Consider the following 12,403-nt stretch of genomic DNA (forward strand, 5'->3'; position numbering starts at 1 on the left):
TTCGAGCAAGGAATTAATATTAGTCAAAAATTAATTTCGGGTATTCTAGGAATGGTTACTCTGGCAGTAACTATTGGTGCGATTAGTGCTTATCAGCAATTGAAGATGGCTAAGTATCTTGCTCAACAAGAGGCTGAAGAAGTTGCTGGACTAGTGGGATATTTCGTAAGTCATGAGCTTCAATACCACCAAACGCGATCGCGAGATGAGATACTAGCCGATTTGCAAAATCATGTTCAAGCACTACACAAGCAACGTCAGCGTGATCTGGAGATTGTAGACCGCAATAAAATCATTCTCGCAGATGTACTTACTGAAGACATCGGTACCCGATTAGATCACGATCGCAATAATGAAGTTGGTAAAACTATTCACGATGGTATACCAAGGACATATATTGAGACTAGTCCTGAATACCCAGAGGGAATTCAATTGATTGCTGTTGCTTTTAAGACTAGCAAGGGTGAAACAATTGGTGCAGTAATTTTGGAATATACACCGCTTTATAAAGCAGCGCTAGCAACAGCCCATAAAAATATTGTTGTCACGTCGGTTATTAGTTTAGGATGTGGCATATTTGCATTAGCAGCAGGTTATCTGCTCTCCAGAAGCATCTCAAAACCGATTAAACAACTCCAGCAAGCTGTGGTAAATCTGGCTGAAGGTAAGCTGGATACCAGAGTTAGTATTCGCTCCCAGGATGAGATTGGCGAGTTAGCTACCTCGTTCAACAAAATGGCGGACGATCTGCAATATTCTAGAGATGAGTTGGTCAATGCCAACGAACAATTACGAGACGAGATTGTTGAGCGTCAGCAGGCAGAAGCAGAACTTCAGCAAGTTCTGAAAGACCTGCAAAAAACCCAAACCCAATTAATTCAATCGGAAAAAATGTCGAGTTTGGGTCAACTAGTGGCGGGAGTTGCCCATGAAATCAACAATCCGGTTAATTTCATCTACGGCAACCTCCACTACACTGATGATTATACTCAACAACTACTGCTGTTAATTAAGCTTTATGAAAAGTATTATCCCTACCCAGAGCCAGAAATCGAAAATGCTAAAAAAGAAGCGGATATTGAGTATATAATAGAAGATTTGCCTAAGATATTGTCCTCAATGAAGATGGGGGCTAAACGTATCCGTGAAATTGTTCTCAGTCTACGAATCTTCTCTCGTTTAGATGAAGCTGAGTTCAAAACGGCTGATATACATGAAGGAATCGACAGCAGCCTGTTAATTTTGCAATATCGGCTTAAGGCACAAAATAATCGCCCTGAAATTAAAGTGGTCAAAGAGTATGGTGAAATGCCTAAAATTCACTGTTTTGCAGGGCAACTGAATCAGGTATTTATGAACCTGTTGGCAAATGCAATCGATGCTTTAGAAGAGGGTTTCCAAAAAGAACTTTGTCCAAATCCTTTGATTCGCATTTCTTCTGAACAGGTAAATGAAAATGCCGTGATTCGGATTGCTGATAATGGAGCAGGAATTCCAGAAGAAATCCAATCGCGTCTTTTCGACCCTTTTTTCACTACGAAACCAGTTGGTAAGGGGACTGGTATGGGATTATCGATCAGCTACCAGATAATTACTGAAAAGCATGGCGGATCTTTGCAATGCATTTCATCACTGGGACAGGGTGCAGAGTTTGTAATTACAATCCCGATAGGAACAATGAAATCGCCACAATTATCAATCAGCGATCGCAATACCTAGCGGTAAAAGTCAGCACGAATGTTTTTCAAGCGATAACTGCGTAGGCGTAGCCCGTACTTCTCTACGAGACGCTGCGCGAACGGCAAGCTCAGTAACCATCGTAGACATCGCACTTAGAGGGGAAATTGCACCCCAATTGTTCGGTTCTACCACTGTCATCAGTACACAAATAGATATAACCTCTTAGGTAGTAGTGAAATGTCTACCCTAGACGCTGTTAGTCGCTCTTGAATTAAGGGGTGAAAACTTGTGTACAAATGGATATTGCCAAGCCTGAGCGAAATCTTGGCTGAAAATCAATCAAGTGTGACTGAATGTTCACCTGCTAAAGCAGAGCAGCAGTGGCGTGTCAGTCTCGCAGCGACAGAACATTTGCTATTAAATACTTTAGCAGATTCTTCAACAGACACAACCCAAGGATTAGTTTTAGCTGCACCAGCACCCTTATTTAGTCAGCCAAAACTGACTCAAAGCTTACAAACAGTAACTTTTACGGCAAAACCATTTAATCCCTTGGCGCTGATGCCATTTCAGATGCCAGATCAGATGCCTGCGGTGGTAACAGAGCCAGTTCTAGTGAACGCAGTCGAAGTAAGTCGAAGTGCGGGTTACGCCAACGCCTCTGTAAATGAAGAAATCGTTCCCCATGAATCGCTACTTTCCTTACTACCTGCCGATCCGTTGGGTGCAGAGCAGTTTTGCTTAGTTTTTACAGATAAATTTAGATTAGTAATGGTTTTAGCAACACATAAGAACGGTAAAAAAACCTTTTCATTTTCTTTTGAGCCAGAGGTAGTACAGCAGGCTTGGCGATCGCTAGGAACAAGGGTAATGCTCGCTAATCCAGAATTTTTTGCCCGCCTGGATGCATTAGTAGAACAGTATTCCCCGGTAGCACCAGATTACCGGATCATGATTGAGTTTAGCCAGTTGTTGCTTCAGGAATTAACCGAACCAGAAGGGACTGGGGACAAGGGGGACAAGGAAAATAACCCATGCCCAATGCCCAATGCTCAATCCTCAAATCCTGATGTAGAATTGCTCCAAGCCTTCGCTCACGAAGTCCGCACACCTTTAACAACTATTCGCACCATGACTCGTCTGCTGTTGAAGCGGCGAGACTTAGATGCTGGGGTGATCAATCGCTTAAAAATTATCGATCATGAGTGTACCGAGCAAATTGACCGCATGGAGTTGCTGTTTAAGGCAGCAGAACTGGAAACTACTGCTTCCACAAAATCTTCAAAAACTCAACTCACACCGATGTCTTTAGATCAAGTGTTGCAGCAGAGTATTCCCCGGTGGGAACAAGCAGCGCATCGGCGGAACTTAACTTTAAATGTTGTTTTACCCCAACAACTACCAACGGTGGTGAGTAATCCTACCATGCTGGATCAGGTACTCACTGGTTTGATAGAAAATTTCACTCGCAGCTTACCCCCTGGTAGCCATATTCAAGTACAAGTTATCCCGGCTGGAGATCAACTGAAGTTACAATTATCGCCCCAATTCGGGTGCAAAGATTCAAGTAAAGCCGCCACACCTACAAGGCCACCAATTCGTAAAGCCCTGGGTCAACTGCTGATGTTCCAACCAGAAACGGGTACGATTAGTTTGAATATCGCCGCAACCAAGCATTTGTTTCAGGCGATCGGTGGTAAATTGATTGTGCGCCAGCGTCCACATTATGGGGAAGTTTTGACGATTTTCCTGCCTTTAGAAGTTAGCAAGTAGAAGCCGAGAGTTAGGAGTTAAAAATTCATAATTCATAATTCATAATTCATTTTGTGTAGCGATGCCTACGGCTGGCTACGCCTACGCCTTTGGACTATCCCCAACAATTGCCAGTTGCACTGTAAATGTGGAACCTTCAGATAATTTACTTTTTACAGAAATAGATCCGCCAGAGCGCAACAGCAATTGCTGTACAATTGTTAACCCCAACCCAGCACCACCATAATCTTCAGTTGCGGCTGTACGCACACGATAAAACCGCTCAAAGATTTTGGGAATTTCGTTTTCGGCAATACCGATACCTGTGTCGCGGAATTCTAATTGGACATAATCGCCTTGAATCCGGGCACGCACCCATACTTGACCACCATTAGGGGTAAACTTAATGCTGTTATGCAGCATTTTGATCACAATTTGCCTCAGACCACCGCTCACGCACCAAACAGATGGGATTTCAAGCGGTACAGTGTAGGCTAAGATAATCCCTTTTTCTTGGGCTACAGTTTGATACGTACTGACTACTCCAGGCACAATATCTGAGAGACGCACTGACTCCAAAGTAGTTATCTCCAAATTCCGTTCTAGCTGCACCAGTTCCAACAAACCAGTAATCAAGGAATTTTGTTGATCGCACTGGGTATTTAACATCTGTAAATAACGTTGTCGCTGGGGGGGTTTAAGATTAGGGGAATTCAATATCGAAAGTGCTGTCTTCATGTGCGTCAGAGGTGTACGCAATTCCTGACATACATTTTTTAGGTATTCATCTTTGAGTTGCTCTTTGTTGTGCAGTTCTTGCTTTTTCTGCTGCAACCTGGTGGTGCTTAGTGTGATGATTTGACGATTAATTTCATCTTGTCGCAGGAGTTGTTTTGCCAACAGTTGATTCATCAGTGCAGCTTGGGGCACAGTTGGACAAATAAAACTAGCAAGTAAAATCGGCGATGATTCTGGCGCAATCCCTTTTCGGATACCATCTAATACTTGCTGAATTATTCTCCCCTCAACAGTAGTTATAATCAGCAACGGCTGGTTTTTGTTTTTATTAGTATTTACCTTCACAGATGTCTGATTTTGGCGTTTTTTAAGTGGTCGATGAGCCAAAATTAAACTGCAAAACTGGGGCGATAACACCATCAAAAAGTTTTCCCGTCGCATTTGGCTATCTGGTGGGAGGTGAACAGAGACATGATGAGAAGATGAGGGGGATGAGGAGGTATTTACTCTTCCCTCTCCCTCATCTCCCCCTTTTGGGCTCTCCTCAATCTGGAAAGTGTAAATGAGACTTGACGCACCTACTGAGGATTTATAACGCGCTAATTCTGATTGCCAAATTTTATCTGGTGGTAGCTTCACCCATAAAGTTGCTGCAATTTGCTGCTCAATTAGTAAGTCAATTTGCGCTCTCACCAGTGATAGTAGAGTAGCAGGACTGAGGGACAATGGTTTAGGAGGCACTTGCACTCCCATAACCAGTTGATAAACAGACAGTTCCTTAGCCAGAGATACATTCATGAGTCAAGCACAACAAGGATGAAGCAAGAAATAATTCTGTTTTCGATTCTCACCTTTATGTGTGCATTTTTTACAAATCCCCACGGAAAGAAACATGAACTATGAATTATGGGCGATTTTAATTTTGTGAAATACACATTTTAGGGTAGCACATCTGCGCTACCCTTAGAGTTAGGCTTGTGTATTCACTCTTTGGTGTAAAGCGTCGCGTGCGTGTTCTCGGTCGTCAAAATGTATTTTTTCAGTACCAAGAATTTGATAGTCTTCGTGACCTTTACCAGCAAGTAAGACTCCATCACCGGGTTGTGCTTGTAAAATAGCGGTACGAATTGCGATCGCGCGATCGCAAATTACAGTTGGCTGCACTGTGTCAGCAATTCCCGCTAAAATATCTTGCAAAATCCTTTCAGGGTCTTCAGTGCGGGGATTATCCGATGTCACCACCGCTATATCAGCTAATTCAGCAACAATTTTACCCATTTTTGGGCGCTTAGTGCGATCGCGATCGCCTCCACAACCAAACACACAAATTACCTTCCCCGGTATAAACGGACGTGCAGCTTTCAGCAAATTTTCTAAACTATCGGGTGTGTGGGCATAATCCACAATCACGCTAATATCTTGGTCAGGACTAATCTCTACCCGTTCCATCCGTCCGGGAACTCCAGGAAACTCCGGTATCACGGATGCGACTAACTGTAAATCTAGCCCTAAATGTAAAACTGCTCCTACGGCTGCGAGAAGATTTTCTAAATTATATTGTCCGACTAGAGGCGATCGAAAAGCCACGTCACTATGAGGTGTATGTAATGTCCCACTGACACCATTCGGCTGGTAATTTAAATCACTCATCCATAAATCAGCGCTGTTGTCATTGACACTGTAACTCCAAACCCGTTCGGAATCTAACGAGGTGATTAACCGCTTTCCATAGGAATCATCAGCATTAATTATTGCCCGTCCCTTGAGATAATCAGGGCTAAATAACAACGCTTTCGCAGTAAAGTAATCTTCCATATCGCGGTGATAGTCGAGATGGTCTTGGGTAAGATTACTGAACACCGCCACCTCAAATTGACAACCCAACACTCTACCTTGAGCCAAAGCGTGAGAACTTACTTCCATCACTCCAAACTCACTACCAGCATTTACAGCCTCAGCTAGCTGCTGTTGCAGTTCCACCGCAAAGGGCGTAGTGTGGGTAGCAGTTTGCTCAAAACCTGGCCAACGAGTGTAGAGAGTTCCCATCAAAGCTGTAGCTAGATTAGCTTTGATGAGCAGAAATTCAATTAGATGAGTAGTTGTAGTTTTGCCATTTGTACCAGTCACACCTACCAGCTTGAGTTTTCGTCCCGGATAACCGTAAAAAGCACTGGCTATCTGGGCACAAGCTTGAGTTATGTTACTGGCACTGATCACCACAGCCTGATTTGTGGGAGGATTTTTCTGTGCAGCTTCAGGAGAAACGATCGCAGCTACAGCCCCCGATGCGATCGCACTTTGCCAAAATTCCCCACCATCAACCCGCGTTCCGGGCATCCCAATAAACAAATCTCCCACAATACAAGCATGGGAATTCGTCTTTAAACCCCTAACTTCCACATCCTCAAAAATTGGATGGTTAGGCAATTGCTCAACACTATCTACCGCCGTTAGTAATTCCCGCAATTTCATCTTGTGAACCTCGTCACCTTCTTAATCTTGCGCTTATTCTGCATTATTTTTTTCTAATTAGCTAAATACTTACGCAACATTTGCTCCAACTGCTGCACACTAGCACGAGGAGAAGGACGCGGCAATAATTTCTCACTCCCTTCCTCTGTGTCCTCTGCGCCTCTGCGGTTCGATAAATAAATTACCGGCACCTCATACTCATACGCAGCAAACCAATCTTCACGAGTCGTAATATCCCTAATTTCCAACTCGAAACTAAGATTTTGGATTTGTTCTAGCTTTTCTTGCAAGCCTTCACATAAATGACAGCCTGGTTTACTGTATAAAATTAATTGCATTTGTTAATTAATTACCATGAACACTATTTTACATATCACTAAAAGCGAACAATGGGAACAAGCAAAAATCCTCGGAACTTATCCTTAAATATAATTACCGTTGCGAGAGGGTGATTGCGCTCTTTCTGCTCAAGCTTGTGCAATTACGGTATGGTTATCAAAATCGAATCCTTACGATTGGCGCTCAAGTAGCATAGCTGTCACCAGGGCAAATCGATTATTTATTTAGGTAGGAAATTTAGCGTGCAAAAATCTCCAGATGAAATCAGGTCTAACTTAGTAAGGTTAATTCAAGATTCTCAAGATACTTATCCAAATTTGGCATTAAGGCTAAGGGAAATGAGTAGATGGATTGCTGATAAAAAATCTGGACAACTGGTATCTAAAAAACACGTAATGCTTCTTTTGGAAGAGTTTATAAAAGATGCAACATTTTGGTTAGAACTACAATTAATACCTAAAGAGGACAAGGTGGCTGAACTGTCCTCACTGACACCAATAGAGATGTATTGGTACGAATATTTATTCCCCCTTTGGATTGATGAGAGAGATCCAAAAAAAGAAACCTGGAAAAAAGAATTAATGGCTGGTAAATTCCAAGGAAACGATACTTTTTTAGTTGATAAGATATGCCAAGTAATAGTATTTCTTGGAGGTGATACATTTCATTCTTATATTGCGGATCTATCAATGGCAACAGATTTATTCGCTTCTGGACTAAACAATTTACCTCTTTCTGTTCAAATAACTACTATTCAAGGTACACTTTCTCAACCAAAGCAGCAAAAATGGTTAGATACTTTACAATATTGGGGAATTGATCGGGGTTTGTTTGTAAGTTACAACCCAACAGTCCATGAAATTGAGTCAAGAATTGGACAAGAAGCATTCCACTGTAGTGACGAAATCCCGAAAAACTGTTATTCTAAAATTGATATAGACAGATAAGCAGTTAAAGCCATGATGTCCTATCAAGTTGAAATTCCCAAAGAACAGAAAGTTACTAGAGCAAGAGTTGCTCTAGAGAGCGCCAGAGAGTTAAGACGCTCTAAAAGGCTTATGGGAGTTGATGCCATATACCAATTTGTTAAGGACGTTGATGGAGAGTGGCTAGAAAATTGGACGGATATATCGGATGCTGAGATAAAGGCAGAAAGGGTCAAAATAAGTTCTGTCAAAATAGAACTCCTTGTTTTTGAGTTTATGCTGTATGTCGCAATGTTATACACTTTTTGTGTTTTGGTGCTAAACCAAATGGATTCGGTAAATTTTGCAAAAGCAAAGAACAGGGACTCAATTACATCGCTATGTTAGTCCAACAGACAATTTTTAAATCAAATAAATAATAAGAGACAAAAAGCTTTAAGGTATCTTAAAGCTTTTTGTTTTATACAGGTTTTTCTGAAATATTTAAGCTAAAAGGTGGAAGAAAATACAACAACATCTAGGTTCAGTAATTCAAGGACAGTTACTTTTACTATGAGTGAGTTATACCATTTCTTTGTGAGGCTGCGCCAAACCCTTTTAACTTCTTTCTTTACTTTGTGTTCTTCTCTACGAGACGCTACGCGAATGCGTCCTTCTCCCAAGGGGAGACGCTAACGCGAATGCGGTTCGTTTTTCTTTCTTGTACTTAAATATGGTTTAGCGCATCTTCATACAGAATTGGTATTACGGTTGCCATACAATAACTTCAGATAATATCCCTAAAGTTACTGATGACTAAGGGCTAACGCCTAAGAGATGATGAATTTCTTTGGTGTGATTATGAAAAGCTTGTTATTAGGTTTAGTTCTGGCGATGTCTGCGGCGTTACCTGCTGCGGCTGAAAATTGGGTTCATGTTGATGAGTCATCAGCAACTACTCTTTATGTTGATGGTGACTCCATTACACCGATTAATGGCGGTTACACCTACAGAGAAATGGTAGTTAGTAAGGAAGATAATAAGGTTTTAGTTGCTCAAAGTCAAATGCTTTGTAGAGAAAGGCAGATTAGACCAGTTGCTTATAATTTGTATAACAGAAATGGAAAGTTAATCAAATCTCGTGAAACTCTAAATGTACCATTTGAAAGCATAATGCTCGAAACAGTAAAGGCTACTTTATGGGAAAAGCTTTGTAATTAGAAAGAGGATAGCCATAAATATCACCTAAATAACAGTTCGGTTCCCTACCTCCAGGGGTACTATAAGATGAACGATCTCCGCATATACTATGATCTTCAGCAATATCATAAGGACATTCGCAACGATTAGAATACTCTCTTCCTCGTATAGCATTGTAAGGACTGTAATTTATTGGTACTTTAGTTTTGCCACAACTTCTTAATAAATTTTGACCAAACAACATAACAATAAAAACTAATACTGAAATTTTCCAATCAATGCCATCATTTTTCATAGCATTTAGGTGATTTAGTTATTGGTTACAAAGCATATCTCAAACCATATAATTCATACTTTTTACTGGTTTTTTAAATAGCAATAATTAAAAATTATACTATCAGTCACCTGCTTGTTCAAGTGCATCAGAGAATATACTGAATGCAGAGGGGACGGAGGAGGAGAGATGAGAACAGAAGAGTTTGATGTGGGTGAGTATGTTGATCAAATGGCGTTGTTGTTGGATTTGGAGTTAAGAGATGAGTATCGTGATGGTGTGGTGGCAAATTTTGAGAGAATTAGAGCGATCGCTAATCTTGTAAATTCTTTCCCGCTATCAGAGGATATTGAAGTTGCACCAGTTTTTGAACCATGAATGATGCTGTATCAATAGCTGCGGCTGTACGCGAAGGCAAAGTTAGCGCGGTGGAAGTTACTCAAGCCGCGATCGCCCGAATCGCCGCGCAAGATAATCAACTCAACTGTTTTACGGCTGTGACTGCTGAGACTGCTTTAATAGATGCAGCCCGCATTGACTCAGAAATTGCCCAAGGTAATCATCCGGGAAAGCTTGCGGGTGTGCCTTTTGCGGTGAAAAATCTCTTCGATATCGCTGGTTTAACGACTCTGGCGGGGTCGAAAATCAATGCAGAAAACCCACCAGCTAGCCAAGATGCAACAGCAGTAGCGAAGCTGAAACAAGCGGGTGCTGTGCTGGTTGGCGCTTTGAATATGGATGAGTACGCCTATGGGTTTGTGACGGAAAACTCCCATTACGGTGCTACTCACAACCCCCATGATTTACAGCGAGTTGCTGGTGGTTCATCTGGTGGTTCGGCGGCGGCTGTTGCTGCTGGGTTAGTACCCCTGACGCTTGGTTCAGATACTAATGGTTCAATTCGCGTTCCGGCGGCGTTGTGTGGCGTTTTTGGTTTCAAACCAACTTATGGAAGGTTATCTCGTGCTGGGGTAGCTTTATTTTCTAGCAGTTTTGACCACATTGGATCTTTTGCGCGTTCGGTGCAGGATATCGCCACGGTGTTTGATGTGCTTCAAGGAGAAGACGATCGCGATCCAATTTGTACAAAGCGTCCGCCTGAATTGGTTTTACCACAACTTCAGCAAGATATTTCTGATATCAGAATTGCGATCGCTGGTGATTACTTCACCAAAGGCGCAGAACTGGAAGCTTTAGCAGCACTGCAAAAAGTTGCTGATGCTTTGAATGTCACTGAATACGTAACCATACCAGAAGCACACCGCGCCCGTGCAGCAGCCTTTGTGATTACAGCTAGCGAGGGCGCAAATCTGCATTTGGAAAAATTGCGTAGATGTCCCCAAGATTTTGATTCAGCGACACGCGATCGCTTTTTAGCTGGGGCGTTAATTCCAAGTAGCTGGTATCTCCAAGCCCAACGCTTTAGAAAATGGTACCGCGATCGCATTCGGGAAATCTTTCAAAATGTGGATATAATTCTTGCCCCAACAACACCAATTTCTGCACCGCTAATTGGTCAACAAACGATGATTTTGGATGGCGAAGAAATTCTTGTCCGTCCTCATTTAGGGCTATTTACTCAACCATTATCTTTTATTGGTTTACCCGTTTTATCAGTACCAATTCAGCGCCCAAATGCCTTACCTTTAGGTGTGCAATTGATCGCAGCACCATATAATGAAGCGTTAATTTTACGGGTTGCGGCTGCGTTAGAGGCAAAAGGTATAGTTTCAGCACCAGTGATTTTCAACGCTATCAACTAAAACTAATCGTTTGAAAATCCCTATTTTACTTGAGAGCGATCGCACGAACATATTTTAGCAGTCCACTTCCCTCAACTTTTTAGAAGTAAACTTGAAGTTGTGGTTCATACAACTTAACCTGTGGTTACAAACGCTCATGTTGTTATAAGTAAACTTGAAGTTGTGGTTCATACAACTTAAGCTGTGGTTACAAACGCTCATGTTGTTATAAGTAAACTTGAAGCTGTGGTTCATACAACTTAACCTGTGCTTATGGATGCTTCAAATGTGGTTACAAACTCTGATGATATATAAGTAAACTTGAAGCTGTGGTTATGAATACTCAAGCATCTATAGAGAATCAGGATCTACGCCGAGCGATCGCAACCTCTCTGCTAATAATCGGGCGCGTTGTTGGGCAAGTTTCACCTGTTCTTCTGGTGTTAAAAGCCTTTCCCCTTGCTGGTTATACCAATATAACCACTCGCGCGGAATACCTAAATAAGTTCCCCGTTCTATACCAATTCCTAAACCAATCTCTGGTAGCCAAACGGGATTTTCATCTTGTAATTGATAGAGATTATTAACCAATTTGTAAACTTCTAATCTGGCTTTGCGGCGACGAGTCGGGTTGTAAACTACATAATATAAAATCCCTAACTTTGCATACTCTTGCTTCTTAGTCGAGTATTCACCGCGATATTTTCTAGATACCACTTCCAGCGCTAATATTGGGACTCTCCTCTCTTCCCAAAGCACATAACTGGGGCGGAGGTTTTCATCATAAAATCGCTCAACGCCCAGACTCAAAAACCCATCTGGTACTATCGGTGGTAAATCTGGGTGATAATAAATACCCATATCAACGCCAAAAAACCAATCCATCCGTTCTGCCCAAGCCATAGCCAATATAGCTTTGAGTAAACCGGGAATCAAATCTTGTAATTCATTATCCACAGGAGTATCGTCAGAGTCTGGCAGCTCCTCAGAAGAGGGCAAGCAAGCTAATGGATCGTACTCTAACATGATGGATTTACCGATTCTCTGAATAATTCGATCATAATGCGATGTCCAACTTTTTCTGACTTCTCCACTTTTAGACTACCGTGTACACCAAGGCCAAAGAAACCTCATCCTGGTTCTGCTACGCAAAACCTGTCTCTCTCCTTGGTAAGGAGAGGGATATTCGTTAGGACAGCGTGAGGTTTTTGTTTTGGGTAATTTTCAGTGCTTATTAAGACTCAATATTGAGATTCTATCCAAGGGTGAGAGACATTATACATCATAAATTTTTGTTGCAA

12 protein-coding genes are annotated in these 12,403 nt (G+C 41.9%); 7 read left to right on the top strand and 5 right to left on the bottom strand.

From position 1 onward, the window contains the following. Positions 1-51: 51 nt before the first annotated feature. Together V7K15_RS26645 and V7K15_RS26650 are read left to right on the top strand one after the other, a co-directional pair. Positions 52-1,719, top strand: coding sequence for a sensor histidine kinase (locus V7K15_RS26645; protein ID WP_334910459.1), 1,668 nt, complete (start codon positions 52-54; stop codon positions 1,717-1,719). A 249-nt stretch (positions 1,720-1,968) separates the two neighbouring features. Next, positions 1,969-3,453, top strand: coding sequence for a sensor histidine kinase (locus V7K15_RS26650; protein ID WP_334910461.1), 1,485 nt, complete (start codon positions 1,969-1,971; stop codon positions 3,451-3,453). Between the two features lie 81 nt (positions 3,454-3,534). Here V7K15_RS26650 and V7K15_RS26655 read toward each other — a convergent pair whose 3' ends face one another. The 3 genes from V7K15_RS26655 to V7K15_RS26665 all read right to left on the bottom strand — a co-directional run bounded on the left by V7K15_RS26655 (position 3,535) and on the right by V7K15_RS26665 (position 6,980). Continuing rightward, complete coding sequence (locus V7K15_RS26655) at positions 3,535-4,968, bottom strand: DICT sensory domain-containing protein (protein ID WP_334910463.1); 1,434 nt, start codon at positions 4,966-4,968, stop codon at positions 3,535-3,537. A 171-nt stretch (positions 4,969-5,139) separates the two neighbouring features. Then, the gene (locus V7K15_RS26660; RefSeq protein ID WP_334910465.1) at positions 5,140-6,642 is read right to left on the bottom strand and encodes a UDP-N-acetylmuramoyl-L-alanyl-D-glutamate--2,6-diaminopimelate ligase; all 1,503 of its coding nucleotides are present in this window, start codon (positions 6,640-6,642) and stop codon (positions 5,140-5,142) included. A 53-nt stretch (positions 6,643-6,695) separates the two neighbouring features. Beyond that, positions 6,696-6,980, bottom strand: coding sequence for a glutaredoxin family protein (locus V7K15_RS26665; protein WP_334910467.1), 285 nt, complete (start codon positions 6,978-6,980; stop codon positions 6,696-6,698). Positions 6,981-7,223: 243 nt separating this feature from the next. Here V7K15_RS26665 and V7K15_RS26670 point away from each other — a divergent pair, with 243 nt between their 5' ends. The 3 genes from V7K15_RS26670 to V7K15_RS26680 all read left to right on the top strand — a co-directional run bounded on the left by V7K15_RS26670 (position 7,224) and on the right by V7K15_RS26680 (position 9,107). Further along, positions 7,224-7,928, top strand: a complete 705-nt coding sequence (locus tag V7K15_RS26670) for a hypothetical protein (protein WP_334910469.1) — start codon at positions 7,224-7,226, stop codon at positions 7,926-7,928. A gap of 12 nt (positions 7,929-7,940) precedes the next feature. Beyond that, a complete protein-coding gene (locus tag V7K15_RS26675; protein WP_334910471.1) occupies positions 7,941-8,294 on the top strand; it encodes a hypothetical protein in 354 nt (117 codons plus the stop codon). A 429-nt stretch (positions 8,295-8,723) separates the two neighbouring features. Continuing rightward, positions 8,724-9,107, top strand: a complete 384-nt coding sequence (locus tag V7K15_RS26680) for a surface-adhesin E family protein (protein ID WP_334910473.1) — start codon at positions 8,724-8,726, stop codon at positions 9,105-9,107. Here the strand turns inward: V7K15_RS26680 and V7K15_RS26685 are convergent. Continuing rightward, complete coding sequence (locus V7K15_RS26685; RefSeq protein WP_334910475.1) at positions 9,079-9,381, bottom strand: hypothetical protein; 303 nt, start codon at positions 9,379-9,381, stop codon at positions 9,079-9,081. The genes V7K15_RS26680 and V7K15_RS26685 overlap by 29 nt on opposite strands. 168 nt (positions 9,382-9,549) lie before the next feature. On the opposite strand from V7K15_RS26685, the gene V7K15_RS26690 reads away from it, so the two are divergent. Both V7K15_RS26690 and V7K15_RS26695 read left to right on the top strand, forming a co-directional pair. Then, positions 9,550-9,738 carry a DUF4089 domain-containing protein gene (locus V7K15_RS26690; RefSeq protein ID WP_334910477.1) on the top strand — a complete coding sequence of 63 codons (189 nt, stop codon included), beginning with the start codon at positions 9,550-9,552 and terminating at the stop codon, positions 9,736-9,738. After that, positions 9,735-11,123 carry an AtzE family amidohydrolase gene (locus V7K15_RS26695; RefSeq protein WP_334910479.1) on the top strand — a complete coding sequence of 463 codons (1,389 nt, stop codon included), beginning with the start codon at positions 9,735-9,737 and terminating at the stop codon, positions 11,121-11,123. Before V7K15_RS26690 ends, V7K15_RS26695 begins: the two co-directional genes overlap by 4 nt. A 330-nt stretch (positions 11,124-11,453) precedes the next feature. On the opposite strand, the gene V7K15_RS26700 is transcribed toward V7K15_RS26695, so the two are convergent. After that, complete coding sequence (locus V7K15_RS26700) at positions 11,454-12,128, bottom strand: Uma2 family endonuclease (RefSeq protein WP_334910481.1); 675 nt, start codon at positions 12,126-12,128, stop codon at positions 11,454-11,456. Positions 12,129-12,403: the final 275 nt, after the last annotated feature.

It is taken from the genome of Nostoc sp., from assembly GCF_036919815.1.
Classification (GTDB): domain Bacteria; phylum Cyanobacteriota; class Cyanobacteriia; order Cyanobacteriales; family Nostocaceae; genus Nostoc.

Coding starts and splice junctions, on each gene's coding strand:
- V7K15_RS26685 (WP_334910475.1), bottom strand. CDS start 9,381: ATGAAAAATGATGGCATTGATTGGAAAATTTCAGTATTAGTTTTTATT.
- V7K15_RS26655 (WP_334910463.1), bottom strand. CDS start 4,968: ATGAATGTATCTCTGGCTAAGGAACTGTCTGTTTATCAACTGGTTATG.
- V7K15_RS26665 (WP_334910467.1), bottom strand. CDS start 6,980: ATGCAATTAATTTTATACAGTAAACCAGGCTGTCATTTATGTGAAGGC.
- V7K15_RS26660 (WP_334910465.1), bottom strand. CDS start 6,642: ATGAAATTGCGGGAATTACTAACGGCGGTAGATAGTGTTGAGCAATTG.
- V7K15_RS26690 (WP_334910477.1), top strand. CDS start 9,550: ATGAGAACAGAAGAGTTTGATGTGGGTGAGTATGTTGATCAAATGGCG.
- V7K15_RS26675 (WP_334910471.1), top strand. CDS start 7,941: ATGATGTCCTATCAAGTTGAAATTCCCAAAGAACAGAAAGTTACTAGA.
- V7K15_RS26645 (WP_334910459.1), top strand. CDS start 52: ATGGTTACTCTGGCAGTAACTATTGGTGCGATTAGTGCTTATCAGCAA.
- V7K15_RS26680 (WP_334910473.1), top strand. CDS start 8,724: ATGATGAATTTCTTTGGTGTGATTATGAAAAGCTTGTTATTAGGTTTA.
- V7K15_RS26695 (WP_334910479.1), top strand. CDS start 9,735: ATGAATGATGCTGTATCAATAGCTGCGGCTGTACGCGAAGGCAAAGTT.
- V7K15_RS26700 (WP_334910481.1), bottom strand. CDS start 12,128: ATGTTAGAGTACGATCCATTAGCTTGCTTGCCCTCTTCTGAGGAGCTG.